The 24095-nt window shown below is 59.2% G+C and carries 24 protein-coding genes; 9 read left to right on the forward strand and 15 right to left on the reverse strand.

Translation table 11 applies throughout. From position 1 onward, the window contains the following. Positions 1 to 17 precede the first annotated feature (17 nt). The 11 genes from rsgA to HJB83_RS01695 form a co-directional block, all read right to left on the reverse strand. Positions 18 to 1040, reverse strand: coding sequence for a ribosome small subunit-dependent GTPase A (rsgA, locus tag HJB83_RS01645; RefSeq protein WP_207585747.1), 1023 nt, complete (start codon positions 1038 to 1040; stop codon positions 18 to 20). 313 nt (positions 1041 to 1353) lie between these two features. Then, positions 1354 to 1620, reverse strand: coding sequence for a DUF2277 domain-containing protein (locus HJB83_RS01650; RefSeq protein WP_221117933.1), 267 nt, complete (start codon positions 1618 to 1620; stop codon positions 1354 to 1356). A gap of 342 nt (positions 1621 to 1962) precedes the next feature. Further along, positions 1963 to 3033 (reverse strand): ABC transporter ATP-binding protein, encoded by a 1071-nt coding sequence (locus HJB83_RS01655; RefSeq protein ID WP_207585749.1) that lies wholly within the window; start codon positions 3031 to 3033, stop codon positions 1963 to 1965. 124 nt (positions 3034 to 3157) lie between these two features. Then, positions 3158 to 4456: a D-tagatose-bisphosphate aldolase, class II, non-catalytic subunit gene (locus HJB83_RS01660; RefSeq protein ID WP_221131215.1), complete on the reverse strand. Its 1299-nt coding sequence runs from the start codon at positions 4454 to 4456 to the stop codon at positions 3158 to 3160. Next, the gene (locus HJB83_RS01665; RefSeq protein ID WP_221131216.1) at positions 4453 to 5406 is read right to left on the reverse strand and encodes an SIS domain-containing protein; all 954 of its coding nucleotides are present in this window, start codon (positions 5404 to 5406) and stop codon (positions 4453 to 4455) included. Before HJB83_RS01665 ends, HJB83_RS01660 begins: the two co-directional genes overlap by 4 nt. Positions 5407 to 5417: 11 nt before the next feature. Further along, positions 5418 to 6251: a carbohydrate ABC transporter permease gene (locus HJB83_RS01670; RefSeq protein ID WP_207585930.1), complete on the reverse strand. Its 834-nt coding sequence runs from the start codon at positions 6249 to 6251 to the stop codon at positions 5418 to 5420. A 23-nt stretch (positions 6252 to 6274) separates the two neighbouring features. Continuing rightward, complete coding sequence (locus HJB83_RS01675; RefSeq protein ID WP_207585752.1) at positions 6275 to 7192, reverse strand: carbohydrate ABC transporter permease; 918 nt, start codon at positions 7190 to 7192, stop codon at positions 6275 to 6277. After that, on the reverse strand, positions 7189 to 8445 hold the full coding sequence (locus HJB83_RS01680; RefSeq protein WP_207585753.1) for a sugar ABC transporter substrate-binding protein: 1257 nt from the start codon (positions 8443 to 8445) through the stop codon (positions 7189 to 7191). The genes HJB83_RS01675 and HJB83_RS01680 overlap by 4 nt, the downstream gene beginning before the upstream one ends. Before the next feature lie 32 nt (positions 8446 to 8477). Next, the gene (locus HJB83_RS01685; RefSeq protein WP_207585754.1) at positions 8478 to 9437 is read right to left on the reverse strand and encodes an N-acetylglucosamine kinase; all 960 of its coding nucleotides are present in this window, start codon (positions 9435 to 9437) and stop codon (positions 8478 to 8480) included. Then, positions 9434 to 10228, reverse strand: a complete 795-nt coding sequence (locus tag HJB83_RS01690; RefSeq protein ID WP_221131217.1) for a DeoR/GlpR family DNA-binding transcription regulator — start codon at positions 10226 to 10228, stop codon at positions 9434 to 9436. Before HJB83_RS01690 ends, HJB83_RS01685 begins: the two co-directional genes overlap by 4 nt. Before the next feature lie 159 nt (positions 10229 to 10387). Continuing rightward, a complete protein-coding gene (locus HJB83_RS01695) occupies positions 10388 to 11704 on the reverse strand; it encodes an alpha-glucosidase/alpha-galactosidase (RefSeq protein WP_221131218.1) in 1317 nt (438 codons plus the stop codon). A gap of 102 nt (positions 11705 to 11806) precedes the next feature. Between HJB83_RS01695 and HJB83_RS01700 the strand changes: the two genes are divergently transcribed. Further along, positions 11807 to 12673, forward strand: coding sequence for a helix-turn-helix domain-containing protein (locus HJB83_RS01700; RefSeq protein WP_221159352.1), 867 nt, complete (start codon positions 11807 to 11809; stop codon positions 12671 to 12673). A gap of 129 nt (positions 12674 to 12802) precedes the next feature. Here the strand turns inward: HJB83_RS01700 and HJB83_RS01705 are convergent, their stop codons facing one another. The 4 genes from HJB83_RS01705 to HJB83_RS01720 form a co-directional block, all read right to left on the reverse strand. After that, positions 12803 to 13234: a type II toxin-antitoxin system VapC family toxin gene (locus HJB83_RS01705; RefSeq protein ID WP_207585758.1), complete on the reverse strand. Its 432-nt coding sequence runs from the start codon at positions 13232 to 13234 to the stop codon at positions 12803 to 12805. Beyond that, the gene (locus HJB83_RS01710) at positions 13231 to 13485 is read right to left on the reverse strand and encodes a FitA-like ribbon-helix-helix domain-containing protein (RefSeq protein ID WP_207585759.1); all 255 of its coding nucleotides are present in this window, start codon (positions 13483 to 13485) and stop codon (positions 13231 to 13233) included. The genes HJB83_RS01705 and HJB83_RS01710 overlap by 4 nt, the downstream gene beginning before the upstream one ends. 180 nt (positions 13486 to 13665) lie before the next feature. Beyond that, the gene (locus HJB83_RS01715; RefSeq protein ID WP_207585760.1) at positions 13666 to 14652 is read right to left on the reverse strand and encodes a quinone oxidoreductase; all 987 of its coding nucleotides are present in this window, start codon (positions 14650 to 14652) and stop codon (positions 13666 to 13668) included. Between the two features lie 78 nt (positions 14653 to 14730). After that, positions 14731 to 14967, reverse strand: coding sequence for a nitroreductase family protein (locus HJB83_RS01720; protein ID WP_246762908.1), 237 nt, complete (start codon positions 14965 to 14967; stop codon positions 14731 to 14733). Between the two features lie 1004 nt (positions 14968 to 15971). Between HJB83_RS01720 and HJB83_RS01725 the strand changes: the two genes are divergently transcribed. The 8 genes from HJB83_RS01725 to HJB83_RS01760 all read left to right on the forward strand — a co-directional run bounded on the left by HJB83_RS01725 (position 15972) and on the right by HJB83_RS01760 (position 23955). After that, positions 15972 to 17156 carry an MFS transporter gene (locus tag HJB83_RS01725; protein ID WP_221131219.1) on the forward strand — a complete coding sequence of 395 codons (1185 nt, stop codon included), beginning with the start codon at positions 15972 to 15974 and terminating at the stop codon, positions 17154 to 17156. Between the two features lie 399 nt (positions 17157 to 17555). Further along, the gene (locus HJB83_RS01730) at positions 17556 to 18761 is read left to right on the forward strand and encodes an MFS transporter (RefSeq protein WP_221131283.1); all 1206 of its coding nucleotides are present in this window, start codon (positions 17556 to 17558) and stop codon (positions 18759 to 18761) included. A 551-nt stretch (positions 18762 to 19312) separates the two neighbouring features. Then, positions 19313 to 20281, forward strand: a complete 969-nt coding sequence (locus tag HJB83_RS01735; protein ID WP_221116029.1) for an AraC family transcriptional regulator — start codon at positions 19313 to 19315, stop codon at positions 20279 to 20281. Positions 20282 to 20396: 115 nt separating this feature from the next. Next, the gene (locus HJB83_RS01740; protein WP_207583048.1) at positions 20397 to 21050 is read left to right on the forward strand and encodes a nitroreductase family protein; all 654 of its coding nucleotides are present in this window, start codon (positions 20397 to 20399) and stop codon (positions 21048 to 21050) included. Positions 21051 to 21086: 36 nt separating this feature from the next. Further along, the gene (locus HJB83_RS01745; RefSeq protein ID WP_207583047.1) at positions 21087 to 21632 is read left to right on the forward strand and encodes a carboxymuconolactone decarboxylase family protein; all 546 of its coding nucleotides are present in this window, start codon (positions 21087 to 21089) and stop codon (positions 21630 to 21632) included. A gap of 44 nt (positions 21633 to 21676) precedes the next feature. Further along, positions 21677 to 22339, forward strand: a complete 663-nt coding sequence (locus HJB83_RS01750; protein WP_221131220.1) for an FMN-dependent NADH-azoreductase — start codon at positions 21677 to 21679, stop codon at positions 22337 to 22339. Positions 22340 to 22423: 84 nt separating this feature from the next. Next, a complete protein-coding gene (locus HJB83_RS01755) occupies positions 22424 to 22891 on the forward strand; it encodes a DUF3788 domain-containing protein (protein WP_207583045.1) in 468 nt (155 codons plus the stop codon). Positions 22892 to 23037: 146 nt separating this feature from the next. Beyond that, positions 23038 to 23955, forward strand: coding sequence for an NADP-dependent oxidoreductase (locus HJB83_RS01760; RefSeq protein WP_221131221.1), 918 nt, complete (start codon positions 23038 to 23040; stop codon positions 23953 to 23955). Positions 23956 to 24095: the final 140 nt, after the last annotated feature.

Raw genomic sequence — 24095 nt, forward strand, 5'->3', positions numbered from 1 at the left:
CTGCGGCGCGTAACCCCCTACAGGTTCTTCCTCCGGATTGTCTTGTTGCCGCGCGGTCCAGTTTCCTGTGGCGAGTTCTTCACATTCTCGTCGAATAGCGCCCGCCATCGGGACAATCGATCACGAGACAAAGCTCCGGCATCCACGGCCGACAGCACTGCGCAGCCAGGTTCGTGCTGGTGGCTACAGTTCCGGAACCGGCAATTTGGCGCCAGCTCGGTTATTTCTGAATATAATGCGTCGATACCATCGGCAGCGTCGCTCACCTGGAGGGTACGCATTCCAGGCGTATCGATGACCCATCCACCCCCTGCAATTGGGTGGATTGAGCGTGCTGTTGTCGTATGGCTGCCCTTGGCATCATGCTCTCGAATGCCGCCAGTCTTTTGAGACTGGTCACCGCGTAGTCCTGCCAAAGCATTGACTAACGTCGATTTACCGACCCCGGAGGAGCCGACGAGCGCGATCGTCTGCCCGGGCTGACACCACGGTGCGAGAGCGGCCGCGGCATCTATAGATCGCGCGTCCAGTACCACGACGGGCAGATCGCGTTGCAGCGCCGCTGCGTCGCGCCGATAGATAGGTACGTCGTCGGTGGTATCCGCTTTTGTGAGGACGATTACGGGCGCCGTTCCTGCCTGATTGGCGAGTGCGATGTAGCGTTCCAATCTGGCCACGTTGAAGTCCAAATTGCAGGACGTGACGATCAATAATGTATCGACATTGGAAGCACCGAGCTGGTAGGTAGCTCGGCCTTCGGTCCGGCGCTGCAGCAACGTTCTGCGCTCCAGACGCCGAACCAACGCATGATCGTGCGGCTCGACCAGCACCCAGTCGCCCACGGCGAACTCGCCGGTGTTGATTTGATGCGATATCTTCAGCTTCGCTAGACCCGTTGGCGAGACAATGCTCAGACGACTACGGTGAACCTCGGCAATGCGCCGTGGGACGAGATCGCTCTCTGCTGATGTCAGCTGATCCGAAAAGAATTCAGACCATCCCTGCGATTTGAGGAATGCAGATTCGCTTTCAAGGTTCAAAGACCAGGTAGTGGGTGCTGTGTCGCGTTCGATGGGCTAACTCCGTCCTGTAGAAATCGGCGGTTTCAGTTAGGGGGCAAGTATCACATTTTCCGGCTTTGTGCTGATCATGCGTGCATGAACGCTGCGGGCGGCAGCTTGTCCGCTCCCCTATCAGGACTTGCGAAACGCGCTGAGGTATAAGGCTGCCCAATTGAGGAGGCTGTGGTGCGACAAGCGAGCTTGAGCTGGCGCGATTTTGAATCCAAAGGACGTCGAAGCGCAAGCGGCACGCATCTGCTCGGGTTATGAGGTGAGGTAAGCTGGAGCTCTGTTACGCGAAGCGCATCGCTGTTTTCGCGCGCGCCTTTGCAGCAACTTCCTCTCGATCGCGAGGGGGTTGGGAGGTCTCAAGCGAACTGAGCAGCTCGTGGGCGCATTTCGTGATCGCAATGACCGCCTGCTCGAACGCCGCCTCATTGCGTTTCGACGGCTTGGTGGTTCCGCTCAACTTGCGCACGAACTGAAGCGCGGCGTCATGGACCTCCTCGTCCGTAGCTGGCGGATCGAAATTGAATAGGGGTTTGATATTTCGGCACATGGCTTTCTCCCGATCGCCTCTCTCTTCCACCGAGAAGAGGATTGCTTCATATAAAGTAGTCGCGTGAGCGTGATTTACAAACGGACCGCTTCGCCGCGGTCGGGTCCACGCACCGCGGAAGCAGCGTCCCCGCTTCGGGGTTGTCCCCGTGACTTTGGCGTTGTCAGAGCATGATGCCGAAAAGTGTGAGCGGTTTTCTCATAACATCATGCTCTAACTCTTTAATGTAGAACAGGATTCAGATTTTAGGCCGACCCGGTCTAAAATCATCCTATGGCGGCCTCGCATTGCCAGTCGAAAGTGCCGAAAAGACGTTGATATTGAACCAGTGCTCCCAATCAATCAGGCGGGCATCAATCGCTTTTCAGTCTTAGCGTCGAACAGATGCAGCTTGCTGAGGTCGGGGGCAAGGCCGAGCTTATCACCCGCACGGAGTTCAAGGCGCTCCCTCACCGTCACAACGAGGTTATCGGCACCGAGCTTGGCGGTGACCTGGATCTCGGCTCCGGTCGGCTCGACAAGGGCGACTTCAGCCGTCACGGGACCTTGTCCGATCGTCAGGTGCTCAGGCCGGATGCCATAGGTGATTGCGGCGCCGCGCGCCAATGTTGTCCCTTCGGGCAATGGCAGCCTTCCACCGCCATCCGCGACGAATTCAACCGGTCCCGACCTGCTGACCTGCCCGTGAATGAGGTTCATCCCCGGAGACCCGATGAACCCTGCTACGAACAGGTTCGCCGGCTGGTCGTAGAGATCGAGAGGGGAGCCTATCTGCTCTACGAAGCCGTCCCGCATCACGACGATGCGATCGGCCATCGTCATTGCCTCGATTTGGTCGTGAGTGACGTAAATTGTTGTTGTCTTCAGTCGCTGGTGCAGTTGCTTGATTTCGGAGCGCATCTGAACGCGCAGCTTCGCGTCCAGATTGGATAATGGCTCGTCGAATAGAAAGACCTGCGGATTACGCACGATCGCACGGCCCATCGCCACACGCTGGCGCTGGCCGCCCGATAGATTTCTCGGATATCTGCCGAGCAGATGCTCGAGCCCAAGGATTTGGGCAGCCTCCCGAACACGCTGCTTCGTCTGCTCTTTGGGGGCTCTCGCCAGCTTCAGCGAAAATCCCATATTCGCCTCGACCGTCAGATGCGGGTAAAGCGCGTAGGACTGGAAGACCATGGCAATGTCGCGCTCTTTCGGTGCGACGTTGTTCACGACCTTGCTGCCGATCGAAATTCTGCCGTCGGAAATCTCTTCGAGGCCGGCGATCATTCGCAACAATGTCGACTTTCCGCAGCCGGAAGGGCCGACGAGGATCACGAATTCCCCGTCGTCGATATGAATATTCACCCCATGCAGGACTTCGAAGTGACCGTAGCTCTTACGGGCATTCGCCACACTTACTGACGCCATGATTTTCTCCGGCTGGATGTTCGTAGTTCGACGAGCAGCCTTTAGTCCTTTGTTTTTATGCATGTCGTTATCCCGGAACCGCTGCACACTTCCGGGCGACATGCTTTAAGCGGCTGCAAACTGCTCATTGCATTGCGGTCGCGGCAGAATAGGGAGCCAAGGCCGCGTCGATGGCTGAAAGACAGAGTTTTCGGGCATTGGGATCGACCCGCTTTGACACCACGTCCGGATATAACCGCCCGAGATACTGGCTGATCAATGTCTCGGGAATGGCGTCCGGGAGCCGGTTGAACAATGCGTCGACTGCCGCGGCTGCCCTTGGATCAGGCCAGTAGTAGCGGATACGATCGCTATAGCTGAAATGCCGCTGCAGGCGCTCTTCATCGGGGCTGCCGCTATAGTGCCCTGCCCAGTGCGCCGGTTGCTCCACCATCATTGTTTCCATGGTCGCGGCCAGTCCGGTTCCCGGTGTCGTTCCGGCGAGGATGCCGGCAATCGCATCGAGACCGTAGAGGGCCTCGCGAAGCGCGAACGTCAGCCCGGGTCCTACCTTGAGAATGGCAAAGCCGCCGTCGACCAGAGCGGACAAAGCGCTGGTCGGCTGGTAGTCCGTGGAATGCGCTTCGAAAACCAGCCCCGGCATTTCGTCCAGCGACTGAATAAGACTGGTCGCTCGTTCGGGCTTGTAAAGGACCACGTTCGTGTTGCCGAATTCGACGCCCGGCTGAACCACGATACCGATCACCCGATCCATTGCCGAAGCCAAACCAGCTTGGGAAAATGATGTCTGATGGACCGCCAGTGTCCTCACTGCCGCATCGGCACGGGTGATGTCGATTTCTTCGAGTGCGTGAGTTGCACCGCCGGGAGGCGGCACCTCGGTCCCGATGATATACACCGGCGGGCGCCGGCCGCAGCGATGAGCGGCCTCTTCGGCAGCTTTTGCCAGTTGCGCGGCGCGGACGGCGATGATCTCGTCGTCAAGTGCAGCCGGTTCGCCGGCGCAGCCCATGGAAGTGTCGAGATGCAGCTTCTCAAACCCGGCTTCCACATAGGCTGTGACCATGGCCGAGGCGCGCGCCATTGCTTCCTGCGCCGACAGCTTCCTCCATGGGTTCGGACCAAGATGATCGCCGCCCAGGATGACGCGTTCGGCTGGAAAACCAACGGCCGTGGCGACGTTTTCGATGAAGCGGCGAAAGTCCGGTGGCGTCATCCCGGTATAGCCGCCTTCCTGATTGACCTGATTGCAGGTGGCTTCGATGAGGACTGGCCGATCCTCCGCGGCGGCGCGGCGGAGCGTGGCCTCGATTACCAGAGGATGCGCTGAGCAGACCGAGGTGATCCCGCGTGGACAGGCGAGATTTCTCGCGCCGAAAAGCTTTCGAAGCGCGGTCTGCCGGTTCTCTTCGATCTGCGTCATGCCAGCTTCACGACCTTGGTCAGGTGGCGGGGAGATACCGTATCGATCTGCCGAGCCTGAGCGGCGCGCTCGCCGAGGACCTGCAGCGCGGGAAGGACGACCAGACCCGCGAGCGAAAGATCGACATCCACCGCGAGCTCCACATCGCCGGGGCCGCCGAGGCCAATGACGACGGCGCCCTTCTCTTTCAATTCGCCAACCAGCTTTATTTCCGCCTCTCTCTGGTCGGAGCTGTAGAGCATCACCACCGCCGTTTTTCGGTCGACGAGGCTGATCGGCCCGTGACGGTACTCCAGGGGGTGGAAGGCTTGCGTCATGATCTGGCTCATTTCCATGAGCTTCAGGGCGCCTTCCAGGGCGATGCCGAACAGCGGACCTCCGCCAAGAAACACGAAGTGGGTTCTGTCTGCGATGATGCCGGGAAGCGCATGATCGAGAGCGCCGGCGAGCTTGCGGGCGGAACCGACAACGGAGCCCGGCACATGCCGCCCGATCATCTGCAGTCCAAGAAGGACCATCAGGCTTGCCGAAACCGTCATGACGATGCCTTCGTCGGGATGGGTTTCGGCAGAAACCAGCCGATCGCAGTTTTTGGCAAGAGAGCTTTCTGGTTCGACGGTTAGAGCAGTGACGAATGCGCCAGCGGCGCGGCTTGCTTTCGCGGCAGCGACTGTCTCCGTCGTCTCACCGCTACGCGAAAGCGCCACCACGTGCGTGTCGCGCCGCTCGGACCAGAATGCCGAGGGCCGATTTTGCCATTCGGCGCCAGGGACTGCAATCGCCTTTCGCCCGGCCATATTGGAATAGGCCGCAAGCGAGAGTGCGAGATTGAAGGAAGTGCCGCAGCCGACGAAGACGAGCAGCTTGGAACTGTCATCGGCGGGGTTAGTGCCAATGGCTTTTTCCCAATAGGGAAATTGCTCGAAAATAACCTTTTCGGTCGTATTCATGAAGTCTCCGATTATTTGACCGAACCCGCCAGCAGGCCGCTGACGAGGTAACGGTTGAGAAAAATGACGACGAGGGCGGGGATGACGATCGCGATCGAGCCGCTGGCCGTGATCAGGCCGTAATCGATAAAGTTCTTCGTCACGAATTCCGGGATGAGCACTGTCAAGGGCTTGGTCGCCTGCGGCGAGAAGATGAGCGGGACAAGGTATTGTCCCCAGGCCCCCAGGAAGGTCAGGATCGCCGCTGCCGTCAGCCCGGGTCCGGCGAGCGGCAAGACGATGTTGAAGAAGATGTAAAGCCTGCCTGCGCCATCGAGCTGGGCTGCTTCCTCCAACGCGATCGGAAGAGCTTCGAAGACGCTTCTAAGCAGCCAGAGCGAAAGCGGTAGGAATGCCGATACATAAATCAGCGCGACGCCGACATAGGTGTCGACGAGATGCAGCTTGATCATGATCTGGTAGAGCGGGATCAGGACCGCGTATGCGGGAATGGCGAGCGTCGCAACGACGGCAACGAAGAGTGTTTTCCTGCCGGGGAACTGAAGCCGCGTGAAGGCGTAAGCTCCGAGCGCGGATATTGCGACGCAGAACAGCGTCGCTGCGACGGAGGTCACGATGCTGTTCAGCAAAGCGGCCCGAAACTGCTTGAAGACCTCCACCCCTCCGATCCGCGCAATGTTGATGCCGAACAACCGCGAATAGTGATCCAGCGTAAAGTGCTGCGGAAAAAAGTTGATAGGGCGGACCGAGAAGTCTTCGCTTGGCGTGACCGAACTCGCAATGGTCCAGTAGATCGGCCCCAAAGACCAGATCAACAGCACGAGGACACCGACCCAGATCATCATTCGATAGGCAAGAGTGGCTTTCATCAGTCGAACCGTGTGTTGCGGTAAACGCGAAGGACGTAGACGAGCGAGATCAGCAGAGAGACGAGCGTGATCACCACCGACAGCGCCATTCCGTAGGAAAAGCGGAGGTTCTGGAACGTTTCCAGGTAGATCTGGACCAGCACCGGCCTGGTCTCGAGGCTGGCACCTGCCAGGACCCAAGCTTCATCGAAGAGGTTGAAGGCGTTTACCGTTGCGTTCGTCATCGCGACCGCGATCGCGCTGCGAACGAGGGGAAGGGTTACCCATCCAAACATCTGGACGCGGGTGGCGCCATCGATCCGCGCGGCCTCGTAGAGATGCGTCGGTATGCTCTGCATTGCGGCGAGAACAATCACGATCGTGAGCGGCATCATTCGCCAGACGTGTACGATCGTCACGGCGACAATTGCGCTGGTGCGATCGTTGAACCAGACATGATTTTCAAATGCGAGCCCGAGCGCGGAGAGAATGCCGTTCAACAGGCCCGCGCCAGGTTGGTAAATCCAAAGCCAGATGACCGAGTTCACGACGCCGGGCAGCGCCCAGGGCAGGATCACCGCAGCCAGAAGCCACTGACGCCCGACCTTGATCTGATTGATGAGCGCGGCCGCAAGAACGCCGAACACGGTTTCTGCAGTGACCGCCAGAACGACGTACATGAGCGTGTTGGTCCAGGTCGTCGCGAGCTGGCCATCGGAGAGCATCCGGCTGTAATTTTCGAGACCGACGAAGGGGGTGCCAGCCTGCATGGGATTGACCCTGTGCAGACTGTCCCAGACCGTTCGCCCCATCGGGTAGAAGACCAACGCCGCCATCGTGATGACGATCGGCGAGACCAGCAGAAGCCCAAGCGTGGTGTCGGCATTGAAGCCGACACCACGCTTGCTCGGCAGACCCTCGGACGCGAAGGCAGTCATTGCGCCATCGCCTGCTTGGCAGCCGCAGCCATCGCCTCCACCGCTTGATCGACGCTCATCTGGCTTTTAGCCGCACTGTTGATCGCCGTATTCACACCACTCGAGAACTGGGGATACCAAGGCGGGGTGCCTTGCGGGAAAAGAGGCTCGACGGTCTTGGACTGCGCCACCAGAACATCGCCGCTATTCAGCTTGCCGGCGTCGTTCAGTTCGGAGAGTGCGGAAGTCCGGGTTGGCAGGAAGCCGTTTGCGGCATTCTTCTTTTGGAAATCCCTGCTCGTAAACCACTTCACGAAGGCGATCGCCGCCTCTTTGTTCGGAGAGACGTTCGGTATGGCAAGGGCCTCGGGAAGACCGAAGCTGCGCGTTTCGCCGCTCGCAGTCGGCACCAGAATGGCTTCTACCTGACCGGCGACCTTCGACTGCTTGGGATCGTTCATCTGGCCGAGACGTCCGGGCTCGCCAGAGATCATGATACTGGTGATGCCCTGCCCGAACATGCTTTCGTTGATCTGGCTGTCCTTGAGGCCGGTGGATGCCGGGTCGACAAGCCCCTCCTTGAGAAGCATGAGTTCGAAAGCGAGCGCCTTATAACCAGCCGAGTCCGGAGACGTGAAGAGCGGGTTGAAATCCTTGTCGAAAAGCTCACCGCCGAAGGCCTTCGTCAATAGATACCAGCTCGTCGAAGCACCCTCCGTTGCCGAAAGCGGCAGGCCGATCGGATACTGGGCGATGCCCTTTTCCTTAATTTTCTTGGCGGCGGCGACGAGGTCGTCCAGTGTCTTGGGCATTTCCGACACACCAGCATCGGCAAAATGCTTCTTGTTTACCAACATGACTCGGAAGTCGTTCGTATAGGGAATGCCGAGAAGCTTCCCATCGACGGTGAAGATCTTCGCCACACCGATATCCTTGAGAGTATCGGCATCGATCACATCATCCAGCGGCAGGAACCAGCCCGCCGCACTGAACTGCCCTGTCCATGACCAGTCGAATTCGGTAACGTCGGCCGGCGCGGTGCCCGCGACCAGAGCCGTCACCAGCTTGGGCCGGATATCGTCCCAGGAGAGCGTCTGTAGGTCGACATGGATGCCAGTCTCTGCTTCGAAGTCCGCCGCAATGGTCGGACCCTGGGGTGACGGCATCAACACCGTGATCGACTGGCCGGCGAGCGGTTTTGCGTCGTCCGCCAAAGCGGGCACGGCAAAGACCAAGGCCGCTGAACCAAGTAGTCGCAAGACAAATTTGTGCATGTTCCCATCCTTCATTGTTCTTGATGCTCGGTTTAAGTCGCGTGCGCGCCAAGGCTCTGAGCAGTGGCCGCGATTTGCCCGAACCAGCTCTCGTCCAAGGGCCAGTCGAGAAGTTGGGCAGCAGCCAGAAGGGCGCCACCAATGGGGGGAAGTTTCGGCGGCGCCGGAGGCTTTCCAATCCTCCGCTCGAGTGCTCCCAAAAGGAGCCGGCTGGAGAAGGTGCCGCCAGCATAAGTCCAATCGGCATTGGCATCGCAATGCCCGGAAATCGCACGGTGATGCTTTGAGAGTTCATCGGCTGCCTGCTCCAGCAATCCTATGGCTCCCGCGTCGCCATCGCACCCGACCCGATCCACGAGAGCTGAAATCGCTGCGATCTCCGCCCTTGGGTTTAAAAGCGCGCTTGCCCAGTCGCCGAGCCCGTTCATGGGATCGAGAGGATTGATGCCGAGGTGGTCGAACAGGGCCGTCGCCAGAGCGGTCGCGGCAGCGCGACCGTCCAGGCCTTGGCTGATGAGGTTGAGCGCCCTCTGCCCGATCCAGTGACTGCTTCCTTCGTCGCCGATCAGATCGCCCCAGCCGCCGATGCGTGCCGAACTTCCCGCCGCGTTGCGCGCCCAGGCCATCGAACCCGTACCGGAGAGAATGAGAATGCCGGGCTTGCCGCCAAAGGCGCCAAGATGTGCCGCATCGACGTCATTGAGAACTTGGCGGAGAGCATTCGGGAAGCCCCGCTGGATCGCATCGCGTTGCAAGGCCGACAGGCGTGCGACCTCGCCATAGGCGGGAAGCCCCGCGGCGACCGCCATCAATTTTGGCTCATTGTGGAAAGGCAGCAGATGCTGCTCCAGCTCTTCCAGCCAGTTCGGATTGTCCATCGGATTGACGCCGCGGCCGCGGGCGCTGCGCAGGATTCGACCACTCCGATCTGCGAGGGCGACGAAAACCTTGCTTCCGCCCCCGTCAATACCGAGGATCAGCTCGTCGCTCATTCCTTGGCCCCCAGCTCTGCGATCGTCGCGTCGACGCCGAAATTAGCCAGTTCCTCGCGCCAATGGCGCGGGAGTGCGGAATCGGTGATAACCTTTGCAGTGTTGAGCGGCGCCACCTTGTAGGTCGCCATCATTCCGAATTTCGATGAGTCGGCCAGGACGAAGCGATTTGCCGATCGAGCCAGCATACGTCGATTGAGGCTGGCTTCCGCGCTATCGACGCTATAGATGGCGCCGTCGGGACTGATGGCGCTTGCGCCAAGAAAGAGCTGGTCGAACCAGATCGTCTCGATCATCGCCTCCGCCTGTGGCCCGACCAATGATGCGTTTTCGCTGCGCAGCTGGCCGCCGAGAAGCACCACTTCGAGGTTTGGAATGTTCAGGAATTCCTGCGCCACCGTCAGGCCGTTCGTGAATATCCTGAGCGGAATCGGGTTGATCCTGATGAGGCGGGCGAGCTGCAGGACGGTGGTGCCGGCATCGAGGAAGATTGCCGTGCGCGGATGCAGCAATTCATAGGCAGCAGTGGCAACGGCACGCTTGGCCGATAAATGGCGCTTTTCGCGCTCCTGAAACGCGACCTCGACCGACGACCCATCCGCAATGCGGGCTCCGCCATGCACACGATCAATCGCCCCCTCCTGCTCAAGAATCTGAAGGTCTCTGCGTACGGTGGCGAGCGACGCCCCGATCGCGTCGGCAAGCGCCTGGATCGTGGAAAAGCCGTTCGCGTAGAGGTGGCTGCGGATGGCATCCAGACGATCGACCTTCACTCCGCCTGCCTGATTCACCGAAAAGCTCCTCCAAATGTTCGCCATATCGATCACATTTCCACTCAAATAGATCATAGTCAATCATAATATTGGTGTTTTTTGATTTTTTTCCTCACTGACCAAGAAACGCGCCGCGGATGCCGCGGCGCGTTTTAGGGAACGGCGATGTTGCTGATGTCACTGATACTGAGGCAGGAGATCGCCGTGAGCGTCGATAAGATCGTCGACCATGCTCCAGATTTGGTCGGGCGAGAGTTCTGCGGAGGTATGAGGATCCAGCAGAGCGGCCTGATAAATGCGCTCGCGGCTCTTTGTGAGGGCAGCCTCAACGGTCAACCGCTGCACGGAAATACTCAGATTCATGACAGCCGCCAGCTGGGACGGAATCCGTCCAATGCGAACCGGTTGGACGCCGTTTCTGTCGACGTGGCAGGGCACTTCCACGATGCAGTCCGCAGGCAGGTTCTCGATCAGGCCATTGTTTGCAACATTGCCGTAGATCAAGGCCGGGGTGCCGGTTACCGCAGCATGGATGATGCCGGCAGCATATTCGTTGCTGCGACAAACCTCGATCGGTCTCTCGCCTTCCAGCTCCTGCCGCAGGGCACGCCATTCGCCTATCTGCACATCGCAGCGGCGGAGGTATTCGTCCAACGGGATGTTGAGCCGGTCGATCAGGTCGTTTCGACCCTCCTTGATGTACCAGGAGGTATATTCGGAGAAATGCTCGCTGGACTCGGTGACGAAGTGGCCAAGGCGCTGGAGCACGTCGAAGCGTACGCGGTCATCGACCGGAACACGACCCTCGACCGCCAGCGCTTTCAATCGCGGATAAAGGTCTTCCCGGCGGCCGTCGCGATGAACTTTCTCGTATTTCAGGAAGAAGGCGACGTGATTGATACCGGCGGACACGTAATTGACGTCGGCAACGTCTTCGTCCAGGCATTTTGCAAGATGGGCGGCAGTGTGTTGAACGCTGTGACACAGGCCGACCGTGCGGATTTCCGGCGCCAGTTCCTTGATCGCCCAGCAATTGATGGCCATCGGGTTGACGTATTGCATCAGCAGCGCTTGCGGGCACACATCTTGCATATCCCGGCAGATCGCTTCCAATACCGGGATCGTGCGCAAGCCGCGGAAAATGCCGCCGATGCCGAGAGTGTCGGCAATCGTTTGACGCAAGCCGTATTTCTTCGGAACGTCAAAGTCCGTCACCGTCGCCGGCTTATAACCGCCGACCTGCATCATGAGGATGACGAAGTCCGACCCGCGAAGAGCGTCGCGCCGGTCCAAAGTGGCTTCAATCTTGACGCTTGAACGCCCCAGTGCCTCGCAAATCCGGCGAGCAACGATTTCGGATGTCTTTAGCCGCTCCGGGTCGATATCGAACAGGCTGATGACGTAAGCCCCCTGCGTTTGCGAGGACAAGACATCTCCCAGAATGTTCTGCGCAAATACGGTGCTACCGGCGCCCACCAGGCAAATCTTCGGCATTGCAATCTCCCTATCGGTTATGATTGCTTAGTGCTCCTTCTGAATCAGAATTTCCTCCTGCTATCCGACTAATAATTCCGGGATTCGAGTCGAAGCCAGAAAATGAAACGGAATCACGATCGCGCCGAATGGATTGCATCTAGAGATGCATTCCTGATCGAGCGTCACATGGCCGATGCGATGGCAGCGCCGCACTGGCACGACCACGTCGAGTTGAACCTGTTGATGGAAGGCCAGATGACCTACCTGTTCAACGGCAGACAGGAACAGGTAGAGGCCGGGCGGCTGGTTCTGTTCTGGGCGGCGATCCCGCACCAGACGATCGCCGTTACCGAAAACGCGCCTTTGGCGTGCGCTTATCTTCCCCTCGTCGATTTCCTTGCCCTGCCGGTAGACAGAGGGGCCAGGCAATTGATCATGCAGGGCCGCTTCCTGACGCAGGGACCTCAGGAAAACCCGGATGTTTCGATGTTTGCACGCTGGGAAAGGGAATGGCAGTCAGGGAGTAAGGCAAGGCGCAAATTGATCGTGGATGAGGTGCGCCTGCGCATAAGACGCCTGATCCTGGACAATGCTAAAATCGAGACCGTGCCGACCCAATTGTTTCCGGCGCCTATGGCCGGCCACGCGGTGGGATACGTCGAGGGGCTCATCGACCTGATCAATATGCACTATGCAAACCCGATCAGCATCCCCGAGCTCGCGAAGCGCGCAAATATCCACCCGAGCACGGCCAACAGTGCTTTCCGCAAGGTGTTGGGAATATCGGTCAACGAGTATTTGATCCGATATCGGATGGCGCGGGCGATGCAGCTTCTGACCGACACCGACGCTCCCATCCTGCAGATCGGCTTTGACTGCGGCTTTGGCTCCAGTAGTCGCTTCTACGAGATATTCAAGGGGCGAACGGGGACCACTCCGCGTCATTTCCGCGAATCGGTGAGCGGGATGAACCCTTTGGCAGGCTGAATTTGTCGGAAGCGCAACGTCTTCCGCAAGAAGTGCACCTCTGAAATTACGATGTGTTCCCAAGGCGCCCAGCTGAGGCCCGGATGCGGATAAAAATGCTGGGGTCTTGAACGATACGAAGCTCGACGTTCAAGATGATTTTGGTGAAGACCAAGGATTGATCACCTTCAGCCCGGCGGCCTCGAAAGGGCTCGTGTCGCGCGTCGCGACCGCGAGACCGTGCGCCGCTGCCGTGGCCGCAATATATCCATCAGCTTTGCCGATCGCTTTCCCGGACAGCCGAGCACGCGCCATGAGGTCTGAATAAAACTGCGAGGTGGTGACGCCGAAGGGTAGAATGCGCTCGACAAAATGCAGAAGCACTTCGCGCTCCAGGCGATCGTGAAGGATAGCCTGCCGTTTGCCTGGGGGCATGGAAGCAATCCCAAAACGAAGTTCGGCAATTGTTATGGTAGAAAGGAACAGTGTCTCGATTGCTTGTGCGTCCAACCAAGCGATCACTGCCACGTCGGGAACCGATCTCCACGGCTCTGATATGACGTTGGTGTCCAGCAATATCATTCGAACGTCATCGGCTCCGCAGGTGCCTTATCGCGACCCTGCTGCAGGGCTCCAACATCATCGTCGGAAAGCTCGGCATCCCGACCTATCGCCGCAAGTAAAGAGCCGAGTTTCACGCGCTCAGATGGACGAACGGCAGCCTCGAGGATGTCACGGATTTCAGCCTCGGTGCTTCTGCCATGATGAGCTGCTCGCACCCGCAGGGCGCGATGTGTCTCATCCGAGAGATTGCGAATGGTGACCGCTGGCATTGATATCATCCAACCAAACATGATTTCGTTGATATCAAATTATGCCGGATGATTTCTCTTTTCAAGTGGATTCAGAAGCATCGAAATAACTTCAGTGTTATCAGATCAAGCGAGACCTGAATTGATGAAAGACACCCGCCCTGGACAAGTACGACCGCCGCGCGGCTTCCGTTCTTTTCGCTACTGCGTCACGCGAAGGACCGCTGAACCCGTTGTCAATCGACCTTCAAGATCCCGATGAGCCTCGACGAGGTCGTCGAATGAATAGATGCGGGTAGGGTCGACCCTCAGGACACCCGATTTGATTGCCGCAAACAGATCGGCGGCGGCCTCAGCGGTCTGGGCAGGCGTTGAAACGTAATGCTGCAGCATTGGCCATGTCAGATGCAGCCCTCGCGGGCCAAGTTCATAGGGATCAAGAGGAGTAATTTCGCCGGATACCTTACCGAACTGGACCAAGGTGCCACGAACTTTGAGTACGGCAAGCGAACCACGGAAGGTGTCTTCTCCGACGGAATCAAACACCGCGTCTACGCCAACTCCATCAGTCAGTTCGAAGGTGCGCGCCACGAAATCTTCCGTGCTGTAATTGATGACGTGGTCACATCCCGCCCGGCGTGCAACGTCTGCCTTGCTTTGGCTGGATACTGTTCCAATGACACGATACCCGAGTGACTTAGCCCACTGCACGAAGATCTGGCCCACGCCACCCGCGGCGGCGTGATAGAGGATCGTGTCGCCGGGCTTCAAAGGTACAACGTCCTTGACCAGATATCTCGCCGTCAAACCCTTCAAAAAACTGCCCGCGGCCTGCTCGTCGGTGACACCGTCCGGTATAATCACCAACCGGTCGGCGGGATGGAGGCCCGCGCTGGCGTAAGCGCCTGTGCTGTGACCGAAGACGACGCGGTCGCCGACTTTCACCGAGGCAACGTTTCTTCCGACGGCCTCGACGACACCCGCTGCCTCGTTGCCGATAATTGCGGGAAATGACGGAACCTCCATCGTGCCGCGTCTGAAATAGACATCCACAAAATTGAGGCCAATGACTGTGCTGCGGACACGGACCTCTGCGTCACCAGGATCTGGGACTAGGATGTCTTCGAACTCCAGGACCTCAGGCGGACCGTACTGATGAATGCGTGCTGCTCGTGCTTTGAGCGACATTATGATTTCCTTTCAGCGAAATAGCGGCACTGTTTTGCGTGACGGTCACAAAGACTGGCGTTCGACATATTGAACGTTTCAGCCCGTTTGATAGTCCTGTTGCTTTCTTGTTCGTCCAGGGTCGCCGGCGGCCACGGTTTTCCGGCGCGCTACTTGCTCGGCAAGCGTCGCACCACTCACCATGGAGGTGTTACACGGCTGTATATTCGATCCAGACGGCGCCCAGCTCGCGACGGACAGCACGCGCTCCAGCACTTCCTTCGGGATCTCGCGGTCGGTGAACCTGCGCGCCTGTCGGGGTCGTGACCGCCTCATACGCGTCCATGATCCTTGCTCAGACAATCACAAAGATATCAATTCGAGATGAGCCGGCCAATTCTGCTCGGTGTTAGTCCGCACACTCCATTTGGTGGCCGAAATCACACCAAGGATGAGAGAACGTCCTACCGACGTCGAGGATGTGGGGAGTTGAACAGCCGATCCGCTGTTTTCAGGATGCCGTTGGGCGGAGACAACAGTTGCCCGGGCCTACAGGCCTGCTGGTGCGCACTTTATGCCGGCGTTACTGCAATCAGCCGCGCGCCTCGCCTGACGTCAAAATGCGCAGTGGATGAGGTTCGCGCTCGAACAGTGGCCTATCGCGCAAGGGGATGAAATGACCACGCGTGATGTCAGGGGCGTTTGCTTTTATCCCGGTTTTGTCGGGATCCGGAGTTCAGACCGTCTGAATTCGGGACAAAGACAACTGGGCGGCGAGTTGACCGGCTACCGACAGCCCTCTAATTTTCCAGCTTCGCAGCTGCAATAGCGTGCGGCATTAGGAACGCAGCAAGCTCCGGGATGACATTCCTCGCCCCCTCAAGCGAAAAATCCCGGGCACAACGGCCTATGCCGATCGGGCTCACGAAATATGCCGCAGATCGTTTTAGACAAGAAGGAGCCGAGATCATGACTCTCGGCTTGTCGCCGCTGGCCAACGTCGAAAAAAGCCAATTTCCCGAGAGCACCTTTGTGCTACCTCTATCAGCGCGTATTCCTGTCACTGCTCGTTAACCGCCGGATTTTCAACGTTCAGGGCCAAGCTGAATTCAAGCGCAGGTTTCACGGTAACGAGGTGCAAACTTATATTGGCTTGCGGGGCTCCCACCGAAACCGTCGCGCTGCCGGGACTAAACACCCAGGCAAATCGCCGGTCCCTAAGTTCGCCTGCTCCGTCGCATCTCCTCAGAAAAAAGTTTTGATCTCCGGCCGTGTGAGTTAGACATCACAAATCCAAAAGCGCGCGTTCGGCTTCGAGCGTCAATTCCCGGAGTTGCATCATGAAAATCGCGCCGCAGCAGCGGATCTATGTCTGCTTCTTTCTCTTCGCCGTGTCGCTGGGGGCGCTGCTGTCGAGGATGCCGGATTTGCAGGTTGCGCTTGGCGTCGACAAGTCGGAGCTTGGGTTGACGTTGATAGGGGCTGCGATCGGCGCCTTGATTTCGTTGACTTTGTCTTCGCCGGTGATCGCCCGGCTCGGCGCGCGGACAACGGCATTCATTACTGTTCTCGGCACGTCTGCGTTGCTATCGCTGGTGCCGTGGATCGGTGCGGCGCCGGTGGTGTTCTGTGTGCTTTTCGTCGAGGGGATGCTCGCCGGGGCGCTAGAGATCAATCTCAATGTCGAGATTGATCGCATCGAAGCACAGCTAGGACGCGGCGTGATGAACAGGGCGCATGGTTTCTGGAGCCTCGGCTTCTTCGTCACGGCGCTTGTCTCCTCAGTCGTCCGCCAAGCCGGTATTTCGATGCAACTCCATCTCGCCGTGACCTTTGCCGCGGTGCTTGTCCTCGGCGTCTGGGCGATTTCCGGCATGCGCAATGCGCCGCCGCGGACCCCGTTGAATGAAGGCAAGGCGCCGCTGGTGGCGCTTCCCACCTGGGGCCTCATGCCGCTCTGCGTGATCGGCATCGCGGCCTTTCTCGTCGAAGGTGCCGGGATCGACTGGTCGGCGATCTATATGAGCGACGTGTTTTCGGTCGAGCCCTTCGTTGGCGGACTGGGATTGACGCTCTTTACCTTTTGCATGGCGCTGGCGCGCCTTTTCGTCGATCCACTGGTCGATCGGTTTGGCGCGCGGGCCGTCGCCACGATGCTGCTTGTTCTTTCGGCGATCGGCATTTGTGCCGTCTGGGGCGCTCCGCATGCCTATGTGGCGCTGGCGGGCTTTGCCTTGATGGGCGCTGGCTGCAGCGCGGTCTATCCTCTCGCCGTCTCGGCGGCGGCCCAGCGCACAGATCGCGCGGCGTATCTCAACGTCGCCGCCCTTGGCCAGATGACCTTCGTCGTCTTCTTCCTGGCGCCGCCGCTGCTCGGTTTCATTGCCGAACATGCGGGCATCAGGACATCCTATCTCGTCTGCCTTCCGTTGATCATCTATGCGCTCTTTTCGGTCAAGGTGCTTGCCAAGCGCCGGGCGGCCTGCGACGGCAGCGTTGCGAGCGTCCGGAGCGTCAAAGGGTGATCGATCGAGCTGGCTGTTTCGGCGGCTCGATTGGTTCAGCGAAAAGCATAGGCGAGCACGCCGTGGCGGCGTGCTCGGTGCTCCCTTAACGTGTATACGTTTGATGTCCGTCATGAATTTTAAGAGAGCGTTTCACTTCGCTGGGTCCAAAGCTAAAGGAGCACTCGGCAATGCGCCGCGAGTGAGGGTCTTGAACAGGAGTGCCGGTGCTTTGATGGTTGGGGTACGACGACGCCAAGGTCCGCGCAAGACTATTGGCGCGCTCGATGCCGAGGCACCCGAAGCGCGGCAATATTGGCAGCCGGCGTCGCAGATCCGACAGTCCGCCGGCTGCCCATGCTAGATGATCATCGCGTCGAGCGGGAGCGCGAACACGGTTGCCAACAGAGGCCGATCATGATGACTAGCGTGCGTATCCCAGGTAATGTTCTCGTGGCCGTCATGATCGCCTGCGTCGGCACGTGTTACGGCTTCGGCCTCAGCCTTTTTCCTCAGATCATCCCAGACATGCGGAAAGATCTTGCCTTCGACTATGCGTTCGTCGGCACGGTCACCGGCCTAGTCCAGTTTTCCACGGTGGCATTCGCCGTGCTCGGTACCTGGCTCGTCCATCGCATCGGTGCCGCACGGACGGTGGTGGCGTCCGTGTCGCTCTGCGGGCTCTGCCTGTCGGGCATCCCCATTATCGACAATCTCTACGTGGTTGCCGGCCTGCTGATGGTCGCCGGCGCGACGGGCGCATCGACTTTCGTGCCGATGATTAATCTCGCCTCGCGGGTGGTAAGAGCAGAACAGCGCGGCTTTGCCATGAGCCTGATCTCCAGCGCCCCGGCCTTTGGCGTCCTCATCAACAGCGCACTCGTGGCGGCATACGCCGGAAGCGGTCACTGGCAGATGGTCTGGTCCCTCACAGGCGCGGCCACGATCGCACTGGCCGTTGTCACCCACATTCTCTTCGGGCGGGCCGGCCTCTTCGACAGCGGGACAAGTGACGAAACGCTCGCGCCAACTGCCGGCGGTTCAGCAAGCCTGCGCTCCATCATGCCATGGGTGACGCTGATCTTCGCGCTCGGCTTCATCAACGGCCTGATGCCATATCCCTATCTCACCTATCTCTCGCCGTTCCTGCGCGAGGAACTCGGCTATTCCGTCGGCTTTGCCTCATGGCTCTGGGCAACGATCGGGGCGGTGGGGATCAGCGCAGGCTTCGCCATTGGCACAATATCGTCGCGTCTCGGATCGCGCTATGCCATGCTTACCTGTTACTCAAGCTTCCTTGCCGCCGGCGCCCTCGTGGTCCTCGATCCCTCGATGGAACTCTCGATCCTGTCAGGCATCTTCTTTTCGCTGGGCTTTTATCCGATCTATGGCCTGCTGCCGGCCTATGTCTCACATCGCGCCACGCCCCGCGTCGCGGTGACTGTCTTAGGCATCTGCACCGTGTTCCAAGGCATCGGCGGCACTACAGGGAACTTCTTTGGCGGCGTGATCAAGACATCGACGGAGAGTTTCAGCGGCATCTATCTCGCCGTTGCAGTTACGGCCGCCGCCGCCGCGGCGATGACGATCTCGCTGCCGAAGGACCAGAATGTGCAGGCCGTGTAGCGTCTAGCCGAGCGAAACGAACGGTTGATGGGCCGGAGGTTCAAGGCTGCGGGCGGGCGATGCGACCGTGCCAACCTTAATCCTGATTTGCGAACTGGACGACTGGAGCCCGGGCGGAGGATGTCGGCAGGGGATCTAACCTTAGCGGCAAAAGTCCACGATGAAATCGGTTCGCCGAGTAGTCACGCGGCCAGACGAACTCAAGACCGGCGCGATCGGGTAGATAGTCTGGAACCAATGCGTACTAACTGTCGGCAACTCTTTCGGCACGAGTTGTCACCGACGTCTTCCAGTGGACAATCGCAATGCACGCCTTGAAGGGATATGAACCGGCGGCCGGTCCATTTGCGTGCAAACACTGACCTTAAAGCCCAGCGGATCACACGCTTGCCGCATTTCCAACAGTCCAGCAAGACCCCAGCTGACGGATGTATTGCCCATAGGCTTGTCGACAATGCCTCGATTACCCTTTTCACCGACAGGCCATAGAGTACATACAACTGGGGTAGAGTGGCTTAAGATGCCAGGGCGTCTTAACTCACTGAGATTCTATGTCCGAAGTCGACTGGCTGAGCCATCTCCTGCAAATCGTCACCGTGACGGGCCAGCTCGAGGTCCGCTGTTCCTATGGCGCACCATGGCGAGTTGCCTGGCCGCGGGCAGCGGCGAACGAAATCCCTTACCACGTCATCGTCAAGGGCCGAGCCATCTTCGAGCACCTAGAGACGAAAACGACGAGAGAACTGGCGGCCGGAGATATCGTGTTGCTGCCTCACGGCGCGCCCCATGTGCTACATGATGGCAGCGGTCAAACACCCGTCCTGACCCGGCAAAGCCGTGGGGCGGCCGGATGGATGCTGAGCGAGAACGATAGCCCGGACGAGCAGCTCGATCTTTTATGCGGCCGGTTTTTCATAGCGCCGCCCCATGATCGGCTGATCCGCAACTACCTGCCGACAAATCTGGTGGCGCGGGCAATCGACCGCCCCGCAGAGAACGTAGTCAGCCCCGCGACCGATCAACTAGCCGGCCTGGTGGCATTGATGCGCATGGAGGCCGCCGGCGACCGGGCGGGCGGGCGCGCCGTTCTCAACGCGCTGTCTTCGGCCCTTTTCACGCTGGTGCTGAGGGCGGCAAGCGAATCCGAAAAGGCCCCCGAAGGCCTGCTGGCTCTCGCCGGCCACCCAAGACTGGCGCCGGCAATCACTGCCATGCTCGCCGATCCGGCCAATCCCTGGAAACTGCCCGATCTGGCGGACCTGTGCGGCATGTCGCGCGCCACCTTCATGCGGCACTTCCAGGACAGGCTGGGCTGCTCCGCCCTCGATCTGTTGACCGACCTGCGCATGAGCCTGGCGGCGAACGAATTGAAAAAACCGTCGATCAGCACCGAGGCCGTCGCCGAAACGGTTGGTTATCAATCCGTTTCGGCGTTCCGCCGCGTGTTTGCCGAGAGAATGGGGATGACGCCGGGGGAATGGCGCCGGCTGGCGCAAACCGGGGAGATGCGCGCGAACTAGGACCGGCGCTTTCTAACTGATCCTTTTGAGCATTAAATTGAGGCAATCCAGTCTCGATATTATCACTGATGCCCGTAAATTGGTTTCCGTAATCACTTGATGAGGGAACCCCCCAATGAACGATATCAGCAACGCAGCCATCCAAACGGCGCCGACCAACGCCGTCATCGAAACCATCCTGAGCCGCAGTGCCGCCAAATATTACGACGCCACCGCGTCACTGAGCGACGATCAGATCCGCGATCTGGTGCGGATCGGCACGTCCGCGCCGACATCCTTCCATCTGCAGAACTGGCGGTTTATCGCCGTTCGTACGCCCAGGGCCAAAGCCCAACTGCGCCCGATCGCTTGGAACCAGCCGGCGATCACCGATGCCGCAGTGACCTTTATCATCATCGGCCAACTGGCCGATGCCAGCACTGTCCCCGAGCGCCTGGCGCCGGTGGTCGAAGCCGGCATCATGCCGGCGCGTCTGGTGCCGGAATGGGAAATCCCGGCGCGCGGTCTTTATGACGACCAACCGCAGCGGCAGCGCGACGAAGCGGTACGCTCGGCAACCTTCGGCACCTCGGCGATTATCTATGCCGCCCGCTCGCTTGGCTTGGGTTCGACGCCGATGATCGGCTTCGACGCAGAGGCCGTGCATAGCGAGTTCGGTCTCGCCGAAGACGAAATCCCGGTGATGCTCCTCACCGTTGGGCCGTTGCGCGCCGGTAACTGGCCGCAGAAGCCGCGCATGCCCGTGGCTGACGTCCTGGACTTTGCATAACCCTCATTTCAACCAGCAAGCTTAAGGAAACCTACCATGACCAGAACCACCGTTCTGACGCCGGAGCATGTGCCCGCAGAATCCAAGCAGACCCTCGATGCGTTCACGAAGAACATCGGGTTCACCCCCAACATGATGGCGGCCTTCGCGCAGAGTCCGATCGCGTTCAACGCCTGGGCCGCTCTGCTCGGATCTCTGAGCAAGACGCTCGATGTGAGGACACGCGACAGCATCGGTCTCGCAGTCTCCGAGGTGAACGGGTGCAACTATTGCCTGACGGTTCACAGCTTTACCGCCGAACATATGGCCAAGCTGCCGGCCGATGACATCATCCTCGCCCGCAAGGGACATGCCAACGATCCGAAGCGGGATGCGGCGGTCCAGTTTGCGCGCAAGGTGAGCGAGACCCGCGGGCAGGTCAGCGACGCCGATCTGAAGACGGTCCGCGATGTCGGCTACACCGATGCAAACATCATCGAAATCGTCGCACTGGTGGCCATGTATTCACTGACGAACTTCTTAAACAACGTGTTCGATCCCGAGAAGGACTTCCCCGCCGTTCCCCCAGCGGGATCGATCTGATCCTTTCTCATTCGCAACCTTTTGAAGCTGTTGGGATCGACCAAATGAACATTCTCCATATTGATACCAGCCCGCGTCTGGAATCGCATAGTCGCGCGCTTTCGGCGGCGATCGTCGAAAAGCTTCTTGAGGTCGTGTCCGCCGCGAGCATCACACGGCGCGACATTGGGGCAGACCCCTTGCCCCAGACCGCGCCGCTATACGCCGCTGCGTTGGCGTCGCCGGCGACCTCGGCCGCGCCGCCGTCGGGCTCTCTTGACCTTTCCGAAATCCTCATCGGGGAGGTCGAAGCAGCGGACATAATCGTTATCGGAACGCCGATGCACAACTTGACGGTCCCCTCGGTTCTCAAGGCCTGGATTGACCAGATTCTGCGCGTCGGTCGCACGATGAAATCGACGCCCGCCGGAAAGATGGGAATGCTTCGAGACCGTCCGGTTTTTATCGGCGTCGCTTCGGGCGGCTTTTTCACCGGAGAGAGAGCGAACCAACCTGATTTTCTCACACCCTATCTGTCGCTGTCACTGAGTTCGATCGGCCTGAAAACGCATCAATTTTTTCCTCTGCAAGGCACAGCGTTCCTCGACTGGGACGACGCACCCGGGGCGAGGCAGAAGATCCTCGCCGCCCTCGACCTGACGGTCGTACCGGGACTTAGAGACATTCATGGCGTCCCCATGGTGCTGGCGGATGTCAGCGGACGATAGCCAAATGTCGTTTTGGGCTGGCACCCAAGCAGCCCCGACACCTCAACCCTTTCCGCCCCGCCGCAAACAATAGGAGGCCTTCAGATGACTCAAACAGCAAATACCCTGCCGCAAATCGGTGATAGGATCACCGAAAGGGCAGCGCCACCGGATGATACCGCCCTCCGCGAATGGATCGGACCTGAGGGGTTTGCCTATTGGTCCGAGCTGCGGACCTGGATCGATGAATTTTACCCGGGCGTTTTCGCACCGGAATGGCTTTACGGCGGCAAGAACCGAGGTTGGTCCCTGCGCTATAAGAAAACCAAGGCGTTCACCACCTTGGTCCCGGAGTTCAAGCGGCTTTCGGCCGTCGTGGTGATGGGCCGGGTGGAACGGGAGAAGTTCGAGGAACGGCGTTATGCCTGGCGTCCGCAGCTAGTCAAGCTCTACGATGAAGCCAAAACCTATATCGACGGGAAATGGCTGACGCTTCCGATTTTAAAGGCAAGCGATCTGCAAGATGTAAAAGACCTCTTGGCGATGAAGCGTCCTCCGCCATCGGGCAAGTGATGGCAAAACATCCCGGCTTCGCGCGTCGACATCGAATCCATCAACGCTGCCGACGAGCCGAAACTGCTTGGCGTGATAGCTCGAGATGAGCTCGTAGGCATCTAATTTACCGTCACAACCAACAGAGATTAGAGGAAACAACTCCAATGAAAGCGATTGTAGTAACAGACCCGGAGGCAGGTCTCGCCGGAATGAAACTGGTGGATCGAGCCGAGCCGAAGGCCGCCATCAACGACGTCGTCGTCAAGGTTCATGCAGCGGGGTTCGTCAATACCGAACTCGAATGGCCTTCCACTTGGACCGATCGTACCTCACATAATCGGACGCCATCAATCCTCGGCCACGAGTTGGCTGGCGTGGTCACGGCGTTGGGTTACGGCACCACGGGGCTTTCAGTCGGCCAGCGGGTGTTCGGCCTGGCGGACTGGTATCGCGATGGCACGCTCACCGAGTATGTCGCCCTGGAGGCTCGCAATCTGGCGCCGCTGCCAGGCGATGTCGATTTCACTGTCGGTGCAAGTCTGCCAATCTCCGGGCTGACGGCATGGCAGGGTCTGTTCCAGCATGGTCGGCTTCAGGCGGGGCAAACTGTGCTGGCGCACGGTGCGGCCGGCGCGGTCGGTTCGATCGTAACACAGCTTGCAAGGGAAGCCGGTGCCTATGTCATCGGTACCGGGCGCACAGCCGACCGGCAGAAGGTTCTCGACTATGGCGCAAATGAATTCCTTGATCTTGCCAACGACACGCTGGAAGACATCGGTGGCGTCGATTTGGTCTTCGACGTCATCGGCGGCGACATCCAGAAGCAGTCAGCGGCGCTCATCCGGGCAGGCGGAACGCTTGTGACGGCTGTCGGGCCGACGGAAGTCCGGCCTTCCCACGGCTTGACGGTCGACTTCGTAGTCGAGGCCGATCGCGACCAACTATCCGAGATCGTTCAGCGGGTCCGCGACGGAAGACTGCGGACAAATATCGGCAAGGTCACAACTCTCGCCGACGCTGTCACCACGTTCAACGCTACCGAGCGGCGCGCGGGAAAAACGGTCGTTCGCATTCTGACTTGATGGGGCGTAGCAGGAGGGGCGATCAATAACATTGAAAGCTCCTGCTGCTCTTGAAGGGATTGGAATCGACGACCCAGTTATTCCGAATTCTCTCTGAAACTGAATTGCTCGGCAGGCCAAATGGTTGGCCTGCTTGCGGT

Source organism: Rhizobium sp. NZLR11 (assembly GCF_019685115.1).
In the GTDB taxonomy this organism is placed as follows: domain Bacteria; phylum Pseudomonadota; class Alphaproteobacteria; order Rhizobiales; family Rhizobiaceae; genus Rhizobium.

Bases quoted from the DNA above. Each gene is read 5' to 3' on its own strand.
- HJB83_RS01695 (WP_221131218.1), bottom strand. From the start codon at position 11,704: ATGCCGAAGATTTGCCTGGTGGGCGCCGGTAGCACCGTATTTGCGCAG.
- HJB83_RS01680 (WP_207585753.1), bottom strand. From the start codon at position 8,445: ATGCACAAATTTGTCTTGCGACTACTTGGTTCAGCGGCCTTGGTCTTT.
- HJB83_RS01650 (WP_221117933.1), bottom strand. From the start codon at position 1,620: ATGTGCCGAAATATCAAACCCCTATTCAATTTCGATCCGCCAGCTACG.
- HJB83_RS01710 (WP_207585759.1), bottom strand. From the start codon at position 13,485: ATGCCAGCGGTCACCATTCGCAATCTCTCGGATGAGACACATCGCGCC.
- HJB83_RS01665 (WP_221131216.1), bottom strand. From the start codon at position 5,406: ATGAATACGACCGAAAAGGTTATTTTCGAGCAATTTCCCTATTGGGAA.
- HJB83_RS01735 (WP_221116029.1), top strand. From the start codon at position 19,313: ATGTCCGAAGTCGACTGGCTGAGCCATCTCCTGCAAATCGTCACCGTG.
- HJB83_RS01655 (WP_207585749.1), bottom strand. From the start codon at position 3,033: ATGGCGTCAGTAAGTGTGGCGAATGCCCGTAAGAGCTACGGTCACTTC.
- HJB83_RS01745 (WP_207583047.1), top strand. From the start codon at position 21,087: ATGACCAGAACCACCGTTCTGACGCCGGAGCATGTGCCCGCAGAATCC.
- HJB83_RS01755 (WP_207583045.1), top strand. From the start codon at position 22,424: ATGACTCAAACAGCAAATACCCTGCCGCAAATCGGTGATAGGATCACC.
- HJB83_RS01685 (WP_207585754.1), bottom strand. From the start codon at position 9,437: ATGAGCGACGAGCTGATCCTCGGTATTGACGGGGGCGGAAGCAAGGTT.
- HJB83_RS01730 (WP_221131283.1), top strand. From the start codon at position 17,556: ATGACTAGCGTGCGTATCCCAGGTAATGTTCTCGTGGCCGTCATGATC.
- HJB83_RS01740 (WP_207583048.1), top strand. From the start codon at position 20,397: ATGAACGATATCAGCAACGCAGCCATCCAAACGGCGCCGACCAACGCC.
- HJB83_RS01750 (WP_221131220.1), top strand. From the start codon at position 21,677: ATGAACATTCTCCATATTGATACCAGCCCGCGTCTGGAATCGCATAGT.
- HJB83_RS01715 (WP_207585760.1), bottom strand. From the start codon at position 14,652: ATGTCGCTCAAAGCACGAGCAGCACGCATTCATCAGTACGGTCCGCCT.
- HJB83_RS01725 (WP_221131219.1), top strand. From the start codon at position 15,972: ATGAAAATCGCGCCGCAGCAGCGGATCTATGTCTGCTTCTTTCTCTTC.
- HJB83_RS01720 (WP_246762908.1), bottom strand. From the start codon at position 14,967: ATGAGGCGGTCACGACCCCGACAGGCGCGCAGGTTCACCGACCGCGAG.
- HJB83_RS01660 (WP_221131215.1), bottom strand. From the start codon at position 4,456: ATGACGCAGATCGAAGAGAACCGGCAGACCGCGCTTCGAAAGCTTTTC.
- HJB83_RS01675 (WP_207585752.1), bottom strand. From the start codon at position 7,192: ATGACTGCCTTCGCGTCCGAGGGTCTGCCGAGCAAGCGTGGTGTCGGC.
- HJB83_RS01700 (WP_221159352.1), top strand. From the start codon at position 11,807: ATGAAACGGAATCACGATCGCGCCGAATGGATTGCATCTAGAGATGCA.
- HJB83_RS01670 (WP_207585930.1), bottom strand. From the start codon at position 6,251: ATGATGATCTGGGTCGGTGTCCTCGTGCTGTTGATCTGGTCTTTGGGG.
- HJB83_RS01705 (WP_207585758.1), bottom strand. From the start codon at position 13,234: ATGATATTGCTGGACACCAACGTCATATCAGAGCCGTGGAGATCGGTT.
- HJB83_RS01760 (WP_221131221.1), top strand. From the start codon at position 23,038: ATGAAAGCGATTGTAGTAACAGACCCGGAGGCAGGTCTCGCCGGAATG.